Source organism: Stenotrophomonas sp. 22DLJC03 (assembly GCF_056861405.1).
On sequence record NZ_JBSPUG010000005.1, the window covers coordinates 101,659 to 122,916 of the forward strand.

Genomic DNA, 21,258 nt, shown 5'->3' on the forward strand with positions numbered 1-21,258 from the left:
CCCACCATTCTACGGGGTTGCTGCAGTACCCGGTCCGGCTCAGTCGTCCAGCAGCGGACGCAGGTCGCGCGGCAGGCGCGATTCCGGATACTGCTGGATGTAGCGCTCCAGGCTGGCGCGGGCGAGGTCGCGCTGGCCATCGTCGCGACGTTCTCGAATTTTCTGCAGCCACTGCCGCCGTGGCAGCCGGGCGTCAGCGGCCACTTCGGCCTGCACCGTGTCCGCACTCAGGCCAGCATCGCTGCCGCGGCGCATGACCCCCGGTGCGGAACGGCTGGGGGCTTCGCGCTTCATCGAGGTGATCTCTACCCGGTCCAATGCCGGGGCCTGTTCGGCCTGGACGCTGTTGGGCTCTGGCGTGCCTGCCGAGCGTGCCTTCAGCGAACCACTGGCGACAGCCGGCGCCATCAGCGGCGCGGGTGCCGAGTAGGCAGTGGGAGCAGGGGGCGCCGGTGGCGCCGCAGCCGGGGGCGGCGGCAGTGCAGCGAAGGCGCTGTCGGCAGCGGGTTCTGCCGCCATCGATCGCGCGGCCGGTGCCGGTGCATCGGTGGCTTCTACTGGTGCTGGCTTGCGCTCGCGTGCAATGGCCGCTGCCGGGGCGGCAACAGCTTCCGGCGTTGCCGGGGCAACAGCCGGTTCTGCAGCGGCAGCCGTGCTGTCTGCGGCGCTGCTTTCAATCGTCTGCTCAGTGGCGGCGACATCGGCAGCTGCAGGCGCAGCCGCCATCTGGGCTTCGCCGGCCCGAACCGGCGGCGGTTCCGGGCGCAGCTGCCAGGCGATACCGATCGCGAACACCATCGAGGCCGCGATGCCGAACACCGCCGGCCAGCGCGGGCGGGTGCGCCGCACGCGGGGCGCGTCCGGTGAGGTGGTGGCATCGGCGGACGGCGCATCCACGGCGGCACGTGCCGCGGCCAGGATGGCGGCGTCCAGCGCGGCCGGCGGTGCCTGCTCGGCGCGACGGCCGAGCAGCTGGGCCAGCTCGCGTTCTTCCGGCGTCAGGGGGTCGTTTCGGTTCATGCGTTCAATCCCGCACGCAGCTTGTCCATCGCATAGCGCAGCCGCGATTTCACGGTTTCCCGGCCCACGCCGGTGATCTGGCCAATCTCCTCCAGGCTCAGTTCCTGATCCAGCCGCAACTGCAGCACTTCGCGCTGCTCGGGCGGCAGTTGCTCCATCGCCAGCTGGATGCGGCGACGCTGTTCGAATTCGGAAAGCTCGGCTTCCGGGGTCTGCCCGTCCTCGATCGCCGCCAGGCGCAGGTCGGCATCGGCCGGCGCGGCGGGGCGGTGGCGGGCAGCGCGCCAGTGGTCGTTCAAGCGGTTGTGGGCGATGCGGAACAGCCAGGTGCTGAACGCCGCTTCGGGCTGCCAGCCGGCGCGGGCGCTGATCACCCGCTGCCACACATCCTGGAAGATCTCCTCGGCCAGCGCGTTGTCCCGCAGTTGCCGCAGCAGGAAGCCGAACAGGCGCTTGCGGTGGCGCGCATACAGGCTTTCGAACGCGCGCAGGTCGCCACCGGCCCAGGCCAGCATCAAGGCTTCATCGGTTGGCAGTGCGCTGGCTTCCACGGCGTACAGGGTAAGGCCTGCAGACGGTGGCGCATAGCCGGTGGCGGCGGTGGGAAGGGCGAGGGTCATGGCTCGGAAGGGGCTACGGTCGGCAGGAAAAACGTACGGGCGCACGATTCGGGGTTTGCGGGCTTCCATTGCCCCCCGGGTGGCGCGCTATGCTCGGCGGCTCAGGGGAGGCGACGCACAGACGGCGCCAAGAGATTGTCATTTGTCCACGCATGCTGAACCGGCGGAAGAACCACTACACGAGGCCGTGCTGAGCACGGCGCTGGTGCGCGCGCTGCATGCGCTGCTGCCGGAAACGGCAGTGCTCCGGGTCGGCTGGGAAGACCCGCAGCTGGGGCGTGGCGAGGGCGGCTGGCCGCCCGTCAGCGGTAACCGGCCTGCAGTACCTGCTGGCATCGGCGATGGCCAGCATGGCTGGGACTACGACGGTGCGCGCCTGCTGCTGTCGGTGGAGGGCGCGATCCCCTCGCCGGCGTGGTGGGGGCTGGCCCGGCAGGCGATGGAGCTGGCCCTGCAGCGCGGCCGCCAGGCGGGACAGATCAAGGCGCTGGAGGAGGCCGAGCGGCTGCAGCAGGCGCTGTTCCAGATCGCCGACCTGGCCGGTGCCGACCTGGAGATGGGCGAGATGCTGCGCCACGTGCACGGTGTGCTGGGCACGCTGATGTACGCCGAGAACTGCTACATCGTCGAGTACGACGATGTGCGCGACCAGATCCGGTTCCTGTACTTCGCCGACCAGGTTGATGACTTCGTTGCCGACCCGGCGCAGAGCCATGACGCCAGCGAGATGCCGCGTAGTCTGACGGTGGCGCTGCTGCGCCATGGCAGGCCGCTCAGTGGCCCGTCACGCGAGCTGCTTGCGCGGGTGGTCGAGCAGGAGCACGATCCGCAGCGTGGCCCGGAAAGCCTGGACTGGCTGGGCGTACCGATGCTGCGCGATGGCCGCGTGTGCGGTGCCATCGTGGTGCAGAGCTACGAACACGCGGCCCGCTATGGTGAGTCCGAGCGTGCCCTGCTGGGTTTTGTCGCCCAGCATGTGCAGACCGCGATGGACCGACGCCAGGCCCAGGTGCGGCTGGAACAGCAGGTCGAGCGGCGCACCCAGCAGCTGCAGCGCGCCAACCACAGCCTGCAGGACGAGGTGGCCGAACGACGCCGTGCCGAGCAGCTGCAGACCGCGTTGTACAACATCGCCGAGATGGCGATGTCGGCCGACAGCCTGGCCCAGTTCTACGGGCGGGTACACGGCGTGGTGGGGCGCCTGCTCGACGCGCGCAATTTCTACATCGCGCTGGTCAACGCGGCGGGCAATGGCCTGGATTTCGTCTATTCGGTGGACGAGCACAATGCCAGCCGTGCGCCGCGACCGTTCAGCCGTGGCCTGACCGAATACGTGGTACGCAACCGGCGGCCGCTGCTGGCTTCGCGCGCGCAGATCGATGCGCTGCTGGCCAACGGCGAGGTGCGCGAATCCGGTGCGCGCTCGCATTGCTGGCTGGGCGTGCCGCTGCTGCGCGACGACGAAGTGGTCGGCGCGATCGTGGTGCAGAGTTACAGCCAGAACAGCACCTTCAGCGTGCACGACCAGCGCCTGCTGACCTTCGTCGCGCAGAACATCGGCACCGGCCTGGCCCGCCAGCGCGACCAGCAACGGCTGCGTTCGGCGCATGCCGAGTTGGAAAAACGGGTGGAAGAGCGCACCCGCGAGTTGGCCGAGGTCAACGAGAAACTGCTCGGCCAGATCGGCGAGCGGCTGCGCGCAGAACAACGGCTGACCCACCAGGCCATGCACGATGCGCTGACCGGCCTGCCCAACCGCCTGCATCTGCTCGACCGCCTGCAGGATGCGTTGTCGCTGGCCCGTCGCGAGGGTGGACCGGTGTTCGCCGTGTTGTTCCTTGACCTGGACCGCTTCAAGCTGGTCAACGACAGCATCGGCCATGCCGCGGGCGATCGCATGCTGGTGGAAGTGGCCAAGCGCATCGTGTCGATGGCCAGCACCGACGATGTGGTGGCGCGGCTGGGCGGTGACGAATTCGCAGTGCTGCTGCAGTGTCCGCAGGGCCTGGCGCAGGCACTGGATTTTGGCCAGCGACTGCTGCTGGCGCTGCAGGAATCGATGTGGATCGCCGGCCGCGAACTGTTCCCGTCTGGCAGCCTGGGCATCGCCCTGTGGAACCCGCGCTACCGTACCGGCGAAGAGCTGCTGCGCGATGCCGACGCCGCGATGTACCGGGCCAAGGCGCAGGGCCATGACCGCTGCGCGATCTTCGACGAGGACATGCGCGAGCAGGCCATGCGCAGCCTCGACCTGGAAGCCGATCTGCGCCGCGCGATCAACAACCACGATTTCGTGCCGTTCTACCAGCCGATCGTGCGCCTCTCCGATGGCGAGGTGGTCGGGCACGAGGCGCTGCTGCGCTGGCAGCACGAGCGCCGTGGCCTGCTGCTGCCGGGGGCGTTCCTGGAGCTGGGCGAGGAGAGTGGGCTGATCGAACAGGTCGACTGGCTGATCTACGAACAGGTCATCGCCGGCCTGGCCGAAGGCGGGCACACCTATGTGTCGGTGAACGTGTCACCGCGTCATTTCCGCTCTGCTGAGTTCAGCGGCCGGCTGTTCGGCCTGCTGGATGCGTACGATGCCGATCCGCAGCGGCTGCGGCTGGAGATCACCGAGGTCGCACTGCTGGATGACGGCCCGCACACGCTGCGCATCCTGCAGGGCCTGCGCGAGCGCGGCATCCAGGTGCAGCTGGACGATTTCGGTACCGGCTTCTCGGCGCTGTCCTACCTGCACCGCTTCCCGATCAGCACGCTGAAGATCGACCAGAGCTTCATCGCCGGTCTGCATGGACCGGAAGTGCAGAGCACGCGCGCGCTGGTCGAGGGCGTGCTGTCGCTGGCGCGCACGTTGGGCATCGAGACCATCGGCGAGGGCATCGAAACCGAGGCGCAGCAGCAGACGCTGCGCGAACTCGGCTGCGACTACGGCCAGGGCTACCTGCTCGGGCGGCCGGCGCCGTGGGGCTGCGCGGCGGCCTGAACCACCGCGCAGGGAAGCCTCAGCGCAGGGCGGCGCGACGCTTCTCGTCGATCCACTTCGAGGCCTGCGCCGGCTGGTAGTTCTTCATCCACGCCAGCATTTCTTCGATGTCCGAGCCGTACCACAGGTCCTGGCGCTGGTCGGGATGCAGGAAGCGCTCTTCCACCATGCGGTCGATCATGCCGATCAGCGGTGCGTAGAAGCCTTCCACGTCGAGGAACGCGCACGGCTTGTTGCCGATGCCCAGCTGGCGCCAGGTCAGCATCTCGAAGATCTCTTCCATGGTGCCGAAGCCGCCGGGCAGGGTGACGAAGCCATCGGCCAGGTCGAACATGCGCGACTTGCGCTCATGCATCGAGCCTACGATTTCCAGTTCGGTGAGGCCGCGATGTGCCACTTCCCAGTCGGCCAGCTGGCGCGGAATCACGCCGGTCACTTCGCCGCCGGCAGCGAGCACGGCATTGGCCACGGTTCCCATCAGGCCGACGTTGCCGCCGCCGTACACCAGGCGCATGCCATCGCGGGCGATGCGGTCGCCCAGGGCAAGGGCGCGTTCGGTATAGGCCGGCTTGCTGCCAGCGTTGGAACCACAGTACACACAGATCGATTTCATGGATCTTCCTGTCTCTTGGCCGGAAACGAAAACGCCCCATCGCCGACCGCAGAGCGGTCAGGGACGGGGTGTCTATGGATTATGGACCTTCGCGGTTGCCGTCTGTAGAGCCGAGCCGCGCTCGGCGGTTCTTCGTTCAGATCGCGGCAACGGTAGAGTCGAGCAAGCTCGACTCTACAAAGAACGGGGCTTACGCCGCGGCGGCCTGCTCGCGGCGCGGGCCTTCACGCAGGGCGCGGCCGACCAGGCCCACCAGCAGGTCCAGCTCCTCGCTGTCCATGCCGAAGTGCGGAGTGAAGCGCAGCGAGTTCTCGCCACCGTGGATCACGTTGATGCCGTGCTGGCGCAGCCATTCCTCGGTGGAATTGGCGCCGTAGCACTTGAACTGCGGGGCCAGCTCGCAGGAGAACAGCAGGCCGGTGCCCTGCACCTTGGTGATCAGGCCGCCCAGTTCGCCCTTGAGCTGCTCCAGCTTGCGCACCGCCTCGGCACCGCGCTCGGCGATGTTGGCGCGTACCTGCGGGGTCAGCTGGGCCAGGGTGGCGCAGGCCACGTCCAGCGCACGTGGGTTGCTGGTCATGGTGTTGCCGTAAATGCCCTTGCGGTACAGCTGCGCGGCATGCTCGGTCACGGCCAGCACCGACAGCGGGTACTGCGCGGCGTTGAGCGCCTTGGAATAGGTTTCCATGTCCGGCGGATCGAGGCCTTCAAAGCCCGGGTAGTCGACCACCGACAGCACGCCATGCGCGCGCAGGCCGGCCTGGATCGAGTCCAGCAGCAACAGGCTGCCATGGGCACGGGTCAGTTCGCGGGCCACCGCATAGAACGACGGCGGCACCGAACGGCCCGGGTCGCCTTCGCCCATCACCGGTTCCAGGAACACCGCCTCGATGAACCACTGGTTGCGTGCGGCATCCTCGAACACCTTGCGCAGGCCGGTCTCATCGTACGGCGCCACGGTAATCACCGAGTCTTCGCCACGGTAGCTGGCCAGGTGTTGCATGTAGCTCTTGCGGCTGGAATCTGAATAGAGGGCAGGGCGGTCGGTACGGCCATGGAAGCTGCCCTTGACCACCACGCGCTTGATAGCTGCACCGGCGTGGCGCGCACCCGGGTCGGTCTGCAGCTTCGCGTTGACGTCGGCGATGCGCGCGGCCAGGCCGACGGCCTCGGAACCGGAATTCAGGCACATGAAACGGGCAAACGGGCAGCCGCCACGACGGTGGCCGATCTCGGCGCGCAGCGCGGTGATGAAGCGCTGCTGGGACAGGCTGGGGGTCATGATGTTGGCCATCACCTGCGGGCGCGCCATCGCCTCCAGCACGGCATCCGGGGTGTGGCCGAAGCCGAGCATGCCGTAGCCGCCGGCGTCGTACAGCACCGCGCCCTTCAGGGTGACCACCCAGGGGCCGCGTGCGGCCAGTGCCACGTACGGAGTCACCGCATCATCGGCATAGAAATTGACGAAGCCGTCCTGCATCGCGTCGATCTGCGCCTGTTCGTCCTGCGCCAGCAGCGGCCCCAGGTCGGCCTGCACGCGCGCGAATTCCTCGGCGGCGGCGTCCACCGCGGCGATCAGCTGCGGGTGGTTGGCGGACAGGGCCTTCAGGGTGGCATCGTCCAGGCCGGAGGTGAGGCGGGTGCCGGGCTGGTTGCGCAGGGGGGCGAGACGTTCGATGAAGCTCATTGCAGATCTCCTGAAACAATGGGTCGCACGGGTCTTCAAAAGCAAAACGCGCGTCATCACGCGCGCTTGGGGCAGGCTCGTGCAGCGGACTTCCAACTCGATGCTAGCACTTGTTTTTTTGCGCGATAACCCCGCAGAAACCTGCTGCATAGCAGCATTTTGCGCGACGTTCGCCGCGAAGCGCGCCGGCTCGCAGACGCTGGACGTACAATGCGCGCCATTGTCGACCTGTTGCCGCCCACTGCCTTGAAGAAGTCCGATTTCAACTACGACCTGCCGGCTGAACTGATCGCGCAGGCGCCTTTGGCCGAACGTTCCGCAAGCCGCCTGCTGCTGGTGCCGCAAGCCCCCGCCGCCTTCACCGATCTGCAGGTGCGTGACCTGCCGTCGCTGCTGCAGCCGGGCGATCTGCTGGTGTTCAACGACACCCGGGTGATCCCAGCGCGCCTGTTCGGGCAGAAGGCCAGCGGTGGCCGTGTGGAGATCCTGATCGAGCGCCTGCTCGGCGGCCAGCAGGCCCGCGCGCAGGTGGGAGCCAGCAAGTCGCCCAAGGCCGGCAGCCGCATTGCACTGGATGCCGGTGGCGAAGCCGAGGTGCTGGGCCGCGATGGCGAGTTCTATGTGCTGCAGTTCCATGTGCCGGAATCGCTGGAACAGTGGCTGCTGCATGCCGGTCGCCTGCCGCTGCCGCCGTATATCCAGCGCGAGCCGGGCATGGACGACCGTGAGCGCTACCAGACCGTGTTCGCGCGTGAAGTGGGCGCGGTGGCCGCGCCGACCGCCGGCCTGCATTTCGACGAACCGCTGCTGGCCGCGCTGAAGGACAAGGGCGTGGACTTCGGCCACGTCACCCTGCACGTGGGTGCGGGTACGTTCCAGCCGGTGCGTGCCGATGACCTGAAGGACCACGTGATGCACCGCGAGTGGCTGAACGTGGGTGCCGAGCTGGTGCAGCAGGTACGGCGCACGCGCGCCGCCGGCGGCCGGGTGATCGGCGTCGGTACCACCGTGGTGCGCGCGCTGGAAAGCGCGATGCGCGACGGCGAACTGCTGCCGTTTGCTGGTGAAACGCAGATCTTCATCACCCCGGGCTACCGCATCCGCAGCGTCGACGCGATGGTGACCAATTTCCATCTGCCGGAAAGCACGCTGCTGATGATGATTTCCGCGTTCGCCGGCAAGGAGCGCGTGTTCGAGGCCTACCAGCACGCGATCGCGCAGCGCTACCGCTTCTTCAGCTACGGCGACGCCATGCTGTTGTTCCCGCAGGCGGGTTGAGGCGCTGCCTCTGCCTGGTGGATGCACTGCCTTGATGGGTGAGCCAACCTGATGGGTGTCCCAGCCTGATGGGTGCGCACCGTTGGTGCGCAAGGCTTGTACCCGGAAAACCGAGTCCCCGCATGGGGTCGATCTGCTCCAACACTTGAACCAGTAGATCCACGCCATGCGTGGATGGCATCCCGACGATCTCTCCAGCAGAAGGTGCACTGCGAGGGATGGGTGACCACCCGCCAAGACCAGTGGCGGCGAAGTTGAAGCCTCGCCCCTCAAGGTTTGTTGCTACTTCCAGGGTTGAGCGGGCAGCCCGCCGACAGGCGGTCGTCCAAGGCCTGCGCCAGCAGGCTAGGATCGCAGCGCGCAGACCCCGGGGAGGGGCCGGTGCCCCACCAAGGAGAACGCTCATGCGCCGGATTGCCGGGCTGTGCCTGATCGTGTGTGGCCTTTCGTCCTGTTCCAGCGTGCCCGATGTCGCCTACTGGCCCGAGCATGAGGCCCGTCCCCTCGCGTTGCCTGCACGCAGCGAGCGAATGGTGATCGAGATCAATGATGCCGGGAATTTCCATTGGCCGGGTCAGTTCGGCCGCCTGCAGCGCTGGTTGGCGACGGAGCCGACCACGCTGCCGGTCGTGGTCTTCATCAACGGCTGGCACCACAACGCATCGCCCAATGACAGCAACTTCACTGATTTTGACGAGTTCCTTGGCAAGGTCGAGGCCAAGGCGGGGACCCCGGTGAGGGGGCTCTATGTGGGGTGGCGTGGTGACTCCTTCGATACTCCGCTGGCCTGGGAGCCGAGCGACTTTGTGACGGTATGGGATCGCAAGAACGCCTCGGTGACGGTAGGGGAGAAGGGGCTGGCGCAGGTGGTGGCCCTGTTGCGTGAGCAGCATTCCGAGAGGGCGGTCTACATGATCGGCCACAGTTTCGGCGGCTCGGCCTTGTTCCATGCCATCAAGGATGGCCTGGTGCAGGAGCAGTTGGACGGCTTCGAGTACTTCATGCTCAATCCGGCAGTGGCTGAGCGTGAGTTCGACGAGGTCGAGCAGGCGCTGGTCTCCGCGTGGGCCGCGTCACCGGCGTTTGCCGGAACGGTATCGATCACGGCTGCGGATGCTTTGCGCCAGCATCGAAAGGTGACGGTGCTGCAGGGGCAGGGCGACAAGGCCGTCGGTGTGGGCTACCGGATTGCGTTCAGGGGCACGCCCATTGGATTTGACCGTCAGCGCCAGACCCATCGAGCCTGGGTCTGCGCCACGGCCGACGCCTGTCCCCCACCCCAGCTGGACGCCTGTACCGCAACACTTGCCGATGGCCGTTTCGTTCTGCGCGCCCGGACCATGCCGGGCCAGGGCTGTGCGTCGATGCAGCAACGTCCGATCTGGGTGATCGCAGGCGCAGACAGTGTCTCGGCCGACCACAACGACATCCTGAACTCCATCCAGGCGGATGCGCTGGCCGACCTGGTGGCGCAGCGCTGGCGCCTGTGGGCAGGGCGCTGAACGGCGTAGACAGGTCGTGGGGTTCGTCGGCGCCGGGTTTTGGGGGACAATGGGCAACTATTTGCCCGAATGACCGCTCCATGTCCCGATTGCAGTTCCAGCTCCAGACCCGCGACGGCCGTGCCCGCCGTGGCCGCCTGACCTTCCCGCGTGGCACGGTGGAAACGCCGGCCTTCATGCCGGTGGGTACCTATGGCTCGGTCAAGGGCATCCTGCCGGACCAGGTGCGTGCGTTGGGTGCCGAGATCATCCTCGGCAATACCTTCCACCTGTACCTGCGGCCGGGCCTGGACATCATCGCCGACCACGGCGGCCTGCACGGCTTCTGCCGCTGGGATGGCCCGATCCTGACCGACTCCGGCGGCTTCCAGGTGTTCTCGCTGGCCCATCGCCGCAAGATCACCGAGCAGGGCGTGACCTTCGCTTCGCCAACCGACGGTGCCCGGGTGTTCCTGGGCCCGGAAGAGAGCATGAAGATCCAGAAGGTGCTCGATTCGGACGTGGTGATGATCTTCGACGAGTGCACCCCGTACCCGGCCACCGAAGACGTTGCCCGCCGTTCCATGGAACTGAGCCTGCGCTGGGCCCAGCGCAGCCGCAACGCGCATGACGAACTCGGCAACGACGCGGCCCTGTTCGGCATCGTCCAGGGCGGCGTGCACACCGACCTGCGCAGCCGCTCGGCCGATGCCCTGCAGGCGATCGGTTTCGACGGCTATGCCATCGGCGGCCTGGCCGTGGGCGAGCCCGAAGACGAGCGCAACGCCATGCTCGACCACCTGGACCCGGAACTGCCTGCTGACCGCCCGCGCTACCTGATGGGCGTGGGCCGGCCGGAGGACCTGGTCGAGGGTGTCGCACGTGGCGTGGACATGTTCGACTGCGTAATGCCGACCCGCAATGCGCGCAACGGCCACTATTTCACCTCGTTCGGCACCGTTCGCATCCGTAATTCCCAGTACGCGCGCGACATGGACCCGATCGAGCCGGGCTGCGGCTGCGTGGCCTGCACCGGCGGCTACACCCGGTCCTACCTGCGCCACCTGGACCGCTGCAACGAGATGCTGGCGCCGATGCTGGGCACCCTGCATAACCTGTTCTATTACGAAAAGCTCATGGCCGACATCCGCGCGGCGATCGAGGCGGGAACCTTCCTGGCCTTCCGTGAGTCTTTCTACGCGGCACGCGGGGCGGTCGCGCCGCCCCTGTAACCCGAACACCCCCTGCCAAACGGCCCAAGGACGAATGCCCGGGGCCGTGGCATACTTCAAGGCTGACCCAGATCCGCGGTCGACACCTCGTGCCCGTGAAAGGGCCGAAGCGCCGCCCAACCAAAGGACCAACGATGAACCTGCTTGCCTTCCTGATTCCCGCCGCCCACGCCCAGGCCGCCGGCGGCCAACCGCAGGGCATGGGCCTGACCACGCTGCTGTTCCCGGTCATCCTGATCGCCATCATGTACTTCCTGATGATCCGCCCGCAGATGAAGCGGCAGAAGGAGCACAAGTCCATGCTGGAGAAGATCAAGCGTGGCGACGAAGTGCTGACCAACGGCGGCATCGCCGGCAAGGTCACCGACATCGGCGACAACTTCGTCACCATCGAAGTGGCCGAGAACGTGCGCATCCGCGTGCAGAAGGGCGCTGTTGGCAGCGTGCTGCCGACCGGCACCCTGGATTCGGCCAAGTAAGCCACTCCCTTTCCGAAGCACAACCGCGGCGCCGGGGATGGCGCCGCGCGGGACCCAAGCAATGCTCGAATTTCCACGCTGGAAGTACGTCGTCATCCTGATCGTACTGGCGCTCAGCGCGCTGTACGCGCTGCCCAACATCTACCAGAAGGACCCGGCCATCCAGATCACCGCCAACCGTGGCGGGCAGATCGACGATGCGCTGCGTGACCGTGTGCTGGCCGACCTGAAGAAGGCCGGCGTGGACGCCGTTGGTGCCGAGAAGGAAGGGGAGAGCCTGATCGTCCGCCTGCCGGACCTGAAGGCGCAGTCCGCTGCCAGCGACGCCCTGCGTGACACCGTCGGTGAGAACTACACCGTGGCCCTGAACCTGGCCTCGACCGTGCCGGACTGGCTGGCCAACCTCGGCGGTCGCCCGATGGTGCTGGGCCTGGACCTGCAGGGTGGTGTGCACTTCGTGCTGCAGGTCGACCAGAAGGCCGCCCTGGACAAGCGCCTGGATGCCTACACCGAAGACGTGCGCAGCACCCTGCGTGATGCGCGCATCCCGTACCAGTCGGTGGAACGCCGCGCTGACAACAGCATCGTGGCCAACCTGAGCCCGTCCGCCGGTGACGATGCCGCGCAGCGCGCCCGTGCCGCCCTGGTCAAGGCGCAGCCGACCCTCGGCTACGACATCAGTGGCAACCGCATTACGGTGACCGTGCCGGAAACCGAGATCACCCAGATCGCCAACGGCGCCATCGAGCAGAACATCAACACCCTGCGCAACCGTGTGAACCAGCTCGGCGTGGCCGAGCCGATCATCCAGCGCCAGGGTGCCGACCGCGTGGTTGTTCAGCTGCCGGGCGTGCAGGACACCGCCGAAGCCAAGCGCATGATCGGCGCCACCGCCACCCTGGAATACCGTGCGGTGGTCGAGGGCAACGCGCAGGACGCCATCACCGCCGGCCGCATCCCGCCGGAGGCGAAGGTCTACCAGCAGCGTGATGGCCGCGGCCCGATCCTGCTGAACAAGCGCGTGATCGTCACCGGTGACCAGATGGTCGGCGCGCAGGCGGTGACTGATTCGAACAGTGGCTCCCCGGCAGTCAGCGTGACGCTGAACAACGTCGGCGGCCAGCGCATGTTCGACTTCACCAGTGCCAACGTGAACAAGCCGATGGCGGTGGTCTACACCGAGCGCGTGCCGACCGTGACCGTTGTTGACGGCCAGGAAGTGCGTGGCTTCAAGGTCAACGAGGAAGTGATCTCGGTGGCCAACATCAACGGCGTGTTCGGCAAGAACTTCCAGACCACCGGCCTGCAGAAGAAGGAAGCCGAGGACCTGGCCAAGCTGCTGAAGTCCGGCTCCCTGGCGGCGCCGATGGACTTCGTCGAAGAGCGCGTGGTCGGCCCGAGCCTGGGCGCCGAGAACGTCAAGAACGGTATGCGCGCGGTCGTGTTCGCATTCCTGTTCACCCTGGTGTTCTTCAGCGTCTACTACCGCATGTTCGGCGTGATCACCTCGATCGCGATGCTGTTCAACCTGCTGATCGTGGTCGCGGTGATGTCGCTCTTCGGTGCGACCATGACCCTGCCGGGCTTCGCCGGCCTGGCGTTGTCGGTCGGCCTGTCGGTCGACGCCAACGTGCTGATCAACGAACGTATCCGTGAAGAACTGCGTGCCGGCGTGCCGGGCAAGACCGCGATCGTGACCGGTTACGAACGTGCTTCGGGCACCATCCTCGACGCCAACCTGACCGGCCTGATCGTCGGTGTGGCGCTGTTCGCATTCGGTACCGGTCCGCTGAAGGGCTTCGCGCTGACCATGATCATCGGTATTTTCGCCTCCATGTTCACCGCGATCACCGTGTCGCGTGCACTGGCGACGCTGATCTACGGCCGCCGCAAGAAGCTCCAGAACGTGGCCATCTGACGGGACGACACGCACATGAAACTGTTTCCGCTGCACATCCTCCCGAACGACACCAAGATCGACTTCATGCGCTGGCGCCATGTCGCGATGGTCGTCACGATCATCGTGTTCCTGGCCTCCATCGCCATCATCGGCTTCAAGGGCTTCAACTACGCCCTGGACTTCACCGGCGGCACCCTGATCGAAGCCCGCTTCGACAAGGCGGTGGACGTCGAGCAGGTCCGTACCAAGCTCGAAGAGAGCGGCTTCGACGGCGCCCAGGTACAGAGTGTTGGTGGCAACACCGACCTGCTGATCCGCCTGGCCCCGCACGGTGAGCACGCCCCGGGCACCGGCGATGCCGCGCACGAGGACAAGGCCACCGCCGCGGCCGTGGTGAAGGCGCTGTCCACCGCCGACAACCAGGCTACGGTGCTGCGCAATGAGTTCGTGGGTCCGCAGATCGGCAAGGACCTGGCGATGAATGGCCTGTACGCCACCATCTTCATGCTGGCCGGCTTCCTGATCTACATCGCGGTGCGCTTCGAATGGAAGTTCGCGGTCACCGCCAGCATCGTGGCGATGTTCGACCTGATCGTGACGGTGGCTTATGTGTCCCTGCTGGGCCGTGAGTTCGACCTGACCGTGCTGGCCGGCCTGCTGTCGGTGATGGGCTTTGCGATCAACGACATCATCGTGGTCTTCGACCGCGTCCGCGAGAACTTCCGCAGCCTGCGCGTGGACTCGATGGAAGTGCTCAACCGTTCGATCAACCAGACGCTGTCGCGTACGGTGATCACTGCGGTGATGTTCTTCCTGTCGGCGCTTGCCCTGTACATGTACGGCGGCAGCTCGATGGAAGGCCTGGCCGAGACGCACATGATCGGTGCGGTGATCGTGGTGCTGTCCTCGATCCTGGTGGCGGTGCCGATGCTGACGATTGGTTTCCTGCGCGTCAGCAAGCAGGACCTGCTGCCGAAGGCGAAGGACGTCGAGGCCCTGGCCCGTCGCCCGTAGGCACCTACTGCATGCAGCACACAGAGAACCCCGCGCAAGCGGGGTTTTTTGTTGGCAGGGCGGCGCCCTGCACCTGCCGAAGCAACAGCAACAGCCAAATCCAAAGCGAAGCGGCATTCCGTGGGATGGCGGGGCACTGTGAGTTTGCGGGGACGCCGTAAACCCATCCATGGGGGCTTGGTCGCCGCATCCATGCGGCTCACACCCCGCAAACCCACAGTGCCCCGCCTTCGACAGGTTCACGCGGCTGTTGGTGGGTGCCGACCGTTGGTCGGCACATCTGTCAGATATCGATACAAACAAATGGGGGCAGATCCGTTTTCCTTCGGAAAACGGATCTGCCCCCAAGAGCTGTTCCGACAGATCGCGGAAGACTGTCGAAGGCGGGGTGGGTCCGGTGGAGGGGGTGTGAGCGGCATGGATGCCGCGACCAAGCCCCCATGGACGGGTTCACGGCGTCCCCCTCCACCGGACCCACCCCGCCATCTCACAGGAACCCAGCTTTTGACGTTGCTCCGGTCTCTGCAGGTGCAGGGTGCAACCCTGCAAAACACCACCACCCTACGCCAGCGTCGGTTGTGCAATCTTCCCCCGCGCACTACGATCCTGCGGTTCGCGCGCGCAGGCGCGCGCCCGTATTCCTGCTGAGCGCCCCGCGCGCCGCATCTGCCAACCCGAGGTATCCATGGTCATCAAACCGCGCGTCCGCGGCTTCATCTGCGTCACCACCCACCCGACCGGCTGCGAGGCCGCGGTCAAGCAGCAGATCGATTACATCCGCGCGCGCCCGCCGATCCAGAACGGCCCCAAGCGCGTGCTGGTGATCGGCGCCTCCACTGGCTACGGCCTGGCGGCGCGCATCACCGCGGCCTTCGGCAGTGGTGCGGCGACCCTGGGCATCTTCTTCGAGCGCCCTGGCACCGAGAGCAAGCCGGGCACCGCAGGCTGGTACAACTCCGCCGCGTTCCACAAGTACGCCGACGAAGCAGGCCTGTACGCCAAGAGCATCAACGGCGATGCCTTCTCCGATGAAGTGAAGGCCAGGACCATCGAGATGATCAAGGCCGATCTCGGTCAGGTGGATCAGGTGGTCTACAGCCTGGCCGCGCCGCGTCGCAAGCACCCGAAGACCGGTGAAATCATCAGCTCGACGCTGAAGCCGATCGGAGAGCCGATCACCCTGCGCGGGCTGGACACCGACAAGGAAGTGCTGACCGAGACCCACCTGCAGCCGGCCACGGCCGAGGAAATCGCCGGCACGGTCGCGGTGATGGGCGGTGAGGACTGGCAGATGTGGATCGACGCGCTGGCCGATGCCGGCGTGCTGGCCAACGGCTGCACCACCACTGCCTTCACCTACGTGGGTGAAGAGATCACCCAGGCCATTTACTGGAACGGTTCGATCGGCGCGGCCAAGAAAGACCTGGACACCAAGGTGCTGAGCCTGCGCGAGAAGTTGGCCAAGATCGGTGGCGACGCGCGCGTGTCAGTGCTCAAGGCGGTAGTCACCCAGGCCAGCTCGGCCATTCCGACCATGCCGCTGTACCTGTCGCTGCTGTTCAAGGTGATGAAGGAAAAGGGCACCCACGAAGGCTGCATCGAACAGCTCGATGTGCTCTACGACATCCTCTACGGTGCCAGCGTCGATGGCGTGGCGGTCGATCGCCTGCGCCACGACCTGGTTGATGGTGACGGCAACAAGGTCGCGCTCATCGACGAAGAAGGCCGCCTGCGAGCGGACTACAAGGAAATGGCGGCGGACGTGCAGGGCAAGGTTGTCGCGCTGTGGCCGCAGGTGACCAACGAGAACCTGTACGAGATCAGCGACCTGGCCGGCTACAAGGCCGACTTCCTGCGCCTGTTCGGCTTTGGCGTGGAGGGTGTCGACTACGAGGCCGACGTCAACCCCGACGTGAAGATCGACAACCTGGTCGATCTGACCTGATCAAGCAAAAGGCCGGCGAAAGCCGGCCTTCTCTTTTGGTAGTGCCGGCCGCTGGCCGGCAACCCCGGGTACCTGAGGCTGCCGGCCAGCGGCCGGCACTACCATCGGTCAACCGAACTCGAAGCCCATCTCCGCCAGCGCGGGGCCGACAAAGTCGCCCTGCACATAGTCCACGCCGGCGCTGAACAGCAGGGTCATCGAATTGGCATCGCTGACGAACTCGGCGATGGTGCGGATGCCGGCTTCCTGCGCACGCGCGGTGATCTGGCTGATGCGGTCGATGTTCTCACGGGTGGCCGCCAGGTCGCTGGTGAAACCACGGTCCAGCTTGAGGAACTGGGGCTGGAAGTGGGCCAGCAGCTGGAACGAATCCAGCCCCGAGCCGAACTGCTCCAGGCCGATCCGGCAACCCAGCGGTGCCACTTCGGCAAGGAACTGCTGGGCGCTGCGCAGGTGGGTGAACACCTTCGCTTCCGGCGCATGCAGCCACAGCCGCTCGCCAGGCACACCCTGTGCCTGCAGCTCACGGCGAAGAGTGGCGATCATCTGCGGGTCGTCGAACGATTCCGGGGTCACCTTCACCAGCATCTGGGTGGCATGCCCTTCGCGGGCGCGCTGGCCAAGCACGGCGATCGCCTGCGAGACCACCCAGCGGTTGATGTCGGCCAGCAGGCCGTGCTCCTCGGCGATGCCCAGGAACGCAGTCGGGCTCAGCAGTTCGCCGTTGTGCTCCAGGCGCAGATACGCCTCGTACAGCTCCAGTGACTCGCCCTGCAGGTTCAGTACCGGCTGGTAGTGCAGCTGGAAGCCGTCGCCAGCCAGTGCTTCACGGATGCGCGCGACCCAGCGCAGCACGCGTTCTTCCTCCACGCGGTCAGCGGCGGCCGGGTCGAAGATGCGGCAGGTGTTGCCCAGCTCGGCGGCGGCATGCGTGCATTCGCTGGCGCGCGCCAGTACCTGGCCGATGCTGGCGATCTTCTCGCCCACCTGCACGCCGCCGATGCTCACCGTCACCGTGGCCGAGCGGGCGCCGATGCTGAACACATGCGCGGCGTAGGCCTCGCGGATGCGCTCGGCCAGCGCCACGGTCTGCGCATACGGGCCGGCCTGCAGCACGGCGAAATTGTGCTCGCCGAAACGGGCCAGTTGCGCATCCTCGCCCACCACTTCGGCCAGCAGGCCGGCGAGGGCGCCGATCAGGGTGTCGGCCGACGCCAGGCCGATGTCCGGCAGCAGGCGCGCATAGTGGTCCGGCTCGATCAGCAGCAGGCCGAACTGGCCTTCGCTGCGCCCGGCCTGGGCTACCGCGCTTTCCAGCTGCAGCATGAAGGTCGGGCGGTTGAGCAGGCCGGTGACCTGGTCGCGCTGGCGCAGGTCCTCGACCTCGCGCGCCAGTTCCGGGTCGAACTCCATGCGGCGGCGGAGCACCACCTGCAGGCAGGACTCGCCTTCATAGGTGGCGGCAGTGAATTCCATCGTCGCCGGAAACGCGCTGCCGTCCTCGTGACGGGCATCGAGCTGGTACTGCGGCGGCGGCGCCTCGCCACGGCTCAGGCCCTTCAGCAGCTGCTTGAAGCCCTCCACGTGCTGGGCGGCGACCATGTCCAGCAGGGAGATGCCTTCGATGTCGTCGAAATGCTCGTAGCCGAACATTTCCAGGTAGGCATCGTTGGCGCGGATATGCATGCCTTCGTGCACGTAGGCGATGGGATCGCGCGAGGAGGCAATCAACGCATCGCAGCGGCGCTCGGTCTCGCGCATCTGTGCCTCGATGCGGCGCAGGCCGCGACGCGCCTGCAGGTCCACCCACTGGTCACGGATCACCGCAAGCAGATGCTCGGGGCGCTGGCGCAGGGCGAGGGCGCGTATACCATGGCTGCTGGCCTGCACCAGCTCGTCCTCGTCGATGCGCTCGGCCAGCAGCACCAGCGGAATGTCCTTGCCGCTGGCAGCGATATGTTGTGCGGCCAACGGCAGTGGAATGCCCTGCGAGGGTGACGCCAGCACCAGGTCGATGGCCTGGCTGGCCAGCACCTGCGCCAGTTCGGCCGCGTCCTGCGGGCGCCATGGGCGCACCGCGATGCCGCTGTTGCGCAGGGTGCTGACGATGGCTTCGGCATTCTCGCCGCTGTCGTCGACGATCAGCAGGCGGATGGTGATGTCGTTCGCGTTCTGCATGCACTGCTCCCCAATCTGCGAACCTAGATACACGATGCGCGGCGAACCGTCCATGCGCGCACCCCTTGCGCGCATCGAACGGCGATGTGGTTCACACCACGCCGCCGGCCGCGTGGCCGCTGGCCCAGGCCCACTGGAAGTTGTAGCCGCCCAGCCAGCCGGTCACATCCAGCACCTCACCGACGAAATGCAGGCCGGGCACGCGCTTGGATTCCAGCGTCGAAGACGAGACTTCGGCCGTATCCACGCCGCCCAGGGTGACTTCGGCGGTGCGGTAGCCCTCGGTGCCACTGGCCACCAGCGGGAACGCGCCCAGCAACTGTGCAGCCTGGCGCAGCACCGGCTCGTCCAGCTGGCGTACCGGGCGGTCGGGCAGCCAGTGCTCGCACAGGCGCTGTGCCAGCCGCTTCGGCAGCACCTCGCCCAGCACCGTGCGCAGTTCGGCGGCGGGCCGCTCCTGCTTCATCTGGCGCAGCCAGTCACCGGCATCCTGGCCAGGCAACAGGTCCAGCTCCAGCGCGTCACCGGGTTGCCAGAACGAAGAGATCTGCAGGATCGCCGGGCCACTCACGCCGCGGTGGGTCAGCAGCATGAAGTTCTGGAAGCTCTTTCCATTGCAGCGCGCCTCGATCGGCAGCGCCACGCCGCTGAGATCGGCCAACCGTTCCTGGTGCTTGCCGCTGAGAGTGAGCGGCACCAGTCCGGCGCGGGTCGGCAGCACCTGGTGGCCGAACTGGCGGGCGATCTCATAGCCGAAACCGGTGGCGCCAAGGCTGGGAATCGACAGGCCACCGGTGGCCACCACCAGCGAGGCGCAATGGAACAGGCCCTGCGTGGTGTGTACGCGGAAACCATCGGTGCCATGCTCGATGCGCTCGACGCTGCACTGGGTACGGATCTGCACGCCCGCCGCCTGGCATTCGTCCACCAGCATCTTCACGATCTGCTTGGACGAAATGTCGCAGAACAGCTGGCCCAGCTCTTTTTCGTGATACGCGATGCCGTGCTTGTTGACCAGCTCGATGAAATGCCAGGGCGTGTAGCGCGCCAGCGCCGACTTGCAGAAGTGCGGGTTGGCCGACAGGAAGTTGGCCGGGGTGGTGCCGGTGTTGGTGAAATTGCAGCGGCCACCACCGGACATCAGGATCTTCTTGCCGATCTTGTTGGCATGGTCGATCACCTGCACCTGGCGGCCGCGCTGGCCGGCCGTGATCGCGGTCATCAGCCCGGCTGCACCGGCACCGATCACCACCACATCGCAACGGATCGCGCTCATGCCTTGGCGCGCTTGCGCCAGTTCGGGATCACGTCGAGCTGGATCTGGTCGTCCAGCAGCTGCACCTCGCCGTCCTGGATCAGCACGCTCCAGCGCATCGCACGCTTGATCTGCTGGCCCCAGCGCTCGACGAAGTCGCCGTCCAGATCAACCACGGACAGGTTGTCGAAGCGCGCCAGGCCCTTGCCCTGCTTGCCCCACCAGATCTCCGAAGCGTTGCCGCCATAGTTGATCACCTGCACCTGGCGGCTGCGGTTGCTGGCCTTGCGGATGCGCGATTCGTCGGGATGGCCCAGGTCGATCCACTGCAGGATGTCGCCGGTGTAGTCGTGTTCCCACAGGTCCGGTTCGTCATCGGTGCTCAGGCCGCGGCCGAACTCCAGGCGGTCGCCAGCGTTCAGCGCGAAGGCGAGCAGGCGCACCATCAGGCGGTCGTCGGTCTCGGACGGGTGCTGGGCCAGGGTCAGGTTGTGGGTCGCGTAATAGCCGCGATCCATGTCGCTGATCTGCAGTTCGGCCTTGCGGATGGTGGCGGTGAGAGCCATGGGGGTACCGTGGACTAAAGAGGACCATGATAGAGGTTTGCTCCGGGGGTGTCCGTGGCCGGGCTGTCTGTGCAGCGTCAACGTGGCACGCTTGAGCTCTTTTCCGTTGCATGAGTGGACCTGATGATCCTGCCCAGCCGCCTGCAGCTTCCGCCCGGCCACTGGGCCACCCTGCTCGACGGTCTTTGCGCGCGTTTTCCGCGCATCGATCGTGAGCAATGGCAGGATCGCTTCACGCGCGGACGGGTGCAGGACGCGCAGGGCAGGGCGCTGGCAGCGGACATGCCCTGGCAGGTGGGGCTGGAGATCCAGTACTTCCGCGAGGTTGTGGACGAGCCGGCGATCCCCTTCGCCGAGACCATCGTCCATCACGACCCGCACCTGCTGGTGGCCGACAAGCCGCACTTCCTGCCGGTCACGCCAGCGGGAGGTTATGTGCGCGAGACGTTGCTGGCACGCCTGATCGCGAGCACCGGCAATACCGATCTGGTGCCGCTGCATCGGCTGGACCGGCTGACTGCAGGCCTGGTGCTGTTCTCCACGCAGGCTGCATCGCGCGACGCCTACCAGCGGCTGTTCCGCGAACGCCGCATCGACAAGACCTACGAGGCGCTGGCGCCGGCACTGCCCGCGGTGACGTTCCCGCTGCATCGGCACAGCCGTTTGGCTCCGGCCGAACCGTTCTTCCGCATGGCCGAAGTGCCCGGGGAGCCCAATGCGCGCAGCCGGATCGAGCTGATCGAGGGTGAGGGACCGATCTGGCGCTATCGGCTGCTGCCGGAAACCGGCCGCAAGCACCAGCTGCGCGTGCACATGGCGATGCTGGGCGCGCCGATCGAGGGCGATGACCTGTATCCGCAGTTGCGGCAGCGGCCGGCAGGCACGGCCGAGGTGCCGCTGCAGCTGCTGGCGCAGGGGCTGGCCTTCGACGACCCGTTGAGCGGCGAGCGTCGGGTGTTCAGCAGCCAGCGTTGCCTGCGCCTGCCTGATCAGGAAGGCTAGAAGCG

16 protein-coding genes are annotated in these 21,258 nt (G+C 66.7%); 9 read left to right on the plus strand and 7 right to left on the minus strand.

The window, feature by feature from the left end:
* Positions 1 to 39: 39 nt before the first annotated feature.
* Both AC13GA_RS17005 and AC13GA_RS17010 read right to left on the minus strand, forming a co-directional pair.
* Positions 40 to 1,020, minus strand: coding sequence for a hypothetical protein (locus AC13GA_RS17005; protein ID WP_482998589.1), 981 nt, complete (start codon positions 1,018 to 1,020; stop codon positions 40 to 42).
* Complete coding sequence (locus AC13GA_RS17010) at positions 1,017 to 1,535, minus strand: RNA polymerase sigma factor (protein WP_229298213.1); 519 nt, start codon at positions 1,533 to 1,535, stop codon at positions 1,017 to 1,019. The genes AC13GA_RS17005 and AC13GA_RS17010 overlap by 4 nt, the downstream gene beginning before the upstream one ends.
* 247 nt (positions 1,536 to 1,782) lie before the next feature.
* Between AC13GA_RS17010 and AC13GA_RS17015 the strand changes: the two genes are divergently transcribed.
* Entirely contained in the window at positions 1,783 to 4,623 is a 2,841-nt protein-coding gene (locus AC13GA_RS17015; protein WP_482998590.1) for a bifunctional diguanylate cyclase/phosphodiesterase, read from the plus strand.
* Positions 4,624 to 4,642: 19 nt separating this feature from the next.
* On the opposite strand, the gene AC13GA_RS17020 is transcribed toward AC13GA_RS17015, so the two are convergent.
* Both AC13GA_RS17020 and AC13GA_RS17025 read right to left on the minus strand, forming a co-directional pair.
* Positions 4,643 to 5,236, minus strand: a complete 594-nt coding sequence (locus AC13GA_RS17020; protein ID WP_012510766.1) for an LOG family protein — start codon at positions 5,234 to 5,236, stop codon at positions 4,643 to 4,645.
* Positions 5,237 to 5,426: 190 nt separating this feature from the next.
* Positions 5,427 to 6,923: an aminotransferase class III-fold pyridoxal phosphate-dependent enzyme gene (locus tag AC13GA_RS17025; protein WP_482998591.1), complete on the minus strand. Its 1,497-nt coding sequence runs from the start codon at positions 6,921 to 6,923 to the stop codon at positions 5,427 to 5,429.
* Positions 6,924 to 7,133: 210 nt separating this feature from the next.
* Between AC13GA_RS17025 and queA the strand changes: the two genes are divergently transcribed.
* The 7 genes from queA (at position 7,134) to fabV (ending at position 16,252) form a co-directional block, all read left to right on the plus strand.
* A complete protein-coding gene (queA, locus tag AC13GA_RS17030; RefSeq protein WP_337301943.1) occupies positions 7,134 to 8,201 on the plus strand; it encodes a tRNA preQ1(34) S-adenosylmethionine ribosyltransferase-isomerase QueA in 1,068 nt (355 codons plus the stop codon).
* A 404-nt stretch (positions 8,202 to 8,605) separates the two neighbouring features.
* Positions 8,606 to 9,703: an alpha/beta hydrolase gene (locus tag AC13GA_RS17035; RefSeq protein ID WP_482998592.1), complete on the plus strand. Its 1,098-nt coding sequence runs from the start codon at positions 8,606 to 8,608 to the stop codon at positions 9,701 to 9,703.
* A gap of 80 nt (positions 9,704 to 9,783) precedes the next feature.
* A complete protein-coding gene (gene tgt / locus AC13GA_RS17040; RefSeq protein WP_012510768.1) occupies positions 9,784 to 10,914 on the plus strand; it encodes a tRNA guanosine(34) transglycosylase Tgt in 1,131 nt (376 codons plus the stop codon).
* Between the two features lie 134 nt (positions 10,915 to 11,048).
* A complete protein-coding gene (gene yajC / locus AC13GA_RS17045; RefSeq protein ID WP_012510769.1) occupies positions 11,049 to 11,393 on the plus strand; it encodes a preprotein translocase subunit YajC in 345 nt (114 codons plus the stop codon).
* A gap of 61 nt (positions 11,394 to 11,454) precedes the next feature.
* A complete protein-coding gene (gene secD, locus AC13GA_RS17050; protein WP_046983659.1) occupies positions 11,455 to 13,311 on the plus strand; it encodes a protein translocase subunit SecD in 1,857 nt (618 codons plus the stop codon).
* Between the two features lie 15 nt (positions 13,312 to 13,326).
* Positions 13,327 to 14,307 (plus strand): protein translocase subunit SecF, encoded by a 981-nt coding sequence (gene secF, locus AC13GA_RS17055; protein WP_136639954.1) that lies wholly within the window; start codon positions 13,327 to 13,329, stop codon positions 14,305 to 14,307.
* A 685-nt stretch (positions 14,308 to 14,992) separates the two neighbouring features.
* Complete coding sequence (gene fabV / locus AC13GA_RS17060) at positions 14,993 to 16,252, plus strand: enoyl-ACP reductase FabV (RefSeq protein WP_428709951.1); 1,260 nt, start codon at positions 14,993 to 14,995, stop codon at positions 16,250 to 16,252.
* Between the two features lie 108 nt (positions 16,253 to 16,360).
* On the opposite strand, the gene AC13GA_RS17065 is transcribed toward fabV, so the two are convergent.
* The 3 genes from AC13GA_RS17065 to AC13GA_RS17075 all read right to left on the minus strand — a co-directional run bounded on the left by AC13GA_RS17065 (position 16,361) and on the right by AC13GA_RS17075 (position 20,251).
* Positions 16,361 to 18,430, minus strand: coding sequence for an EAL domain-containing response regulator (locus AC13GA_RS17065; RefSeq protein ID WP_012510772.1), 2,070 nt, complete (start codon positions 18,428 to 18,430; stop codon positions 16,361 to 16,363).
* Between the two features lie 91 nt (positions 18,431 to 18,521).
* Positions 18,522 to 19,706, minus strand: coding sequence for a BaiN/RdsA family NAD(P)/FAD-dependent oxidoreductase (locus tag AC13GA_RS17070; protein ID WP_337301945.1), 1,185 nt, complete (start codon positions 19,704 to 19,706; stop codon positions 18,522 to 18,524).
* Positions 19,703 to 20,251, minus strand: a complete 549-nt coding sequence (locus AC13GA_RS17075) for a YaeQ family protein (RefSeq protein ID WP_032969767.1) — start codon at positions 20,249 to 20,251, stop codon at positions 19,703 to 19,705. The genes AC13GA_RS17070 and AC13GA_RS17075 overlap by 4 nt, the downstream gene beginning before the upstream one ends.
* A gap of 123 nt (positions 20,252 to 20,374) precedes the next feature.
* On the opposite strand from AC13GA_RS17075, the gene AC13GA_RS17080 reads away from it, so the two are divergent.
* Complete coding sequence (locus AC13GA_RS17080; protein ID WP_253079807.1) at positions 20,375 to 21,253, plus strand: pseudouridine synthase; 879 nt, start codon at positions 20,375 to 20,377, stop codon at positions 21,251 to 21,253.
* Positions 21,254 to 21,258 lie beyond the last annotated feature (5 nt).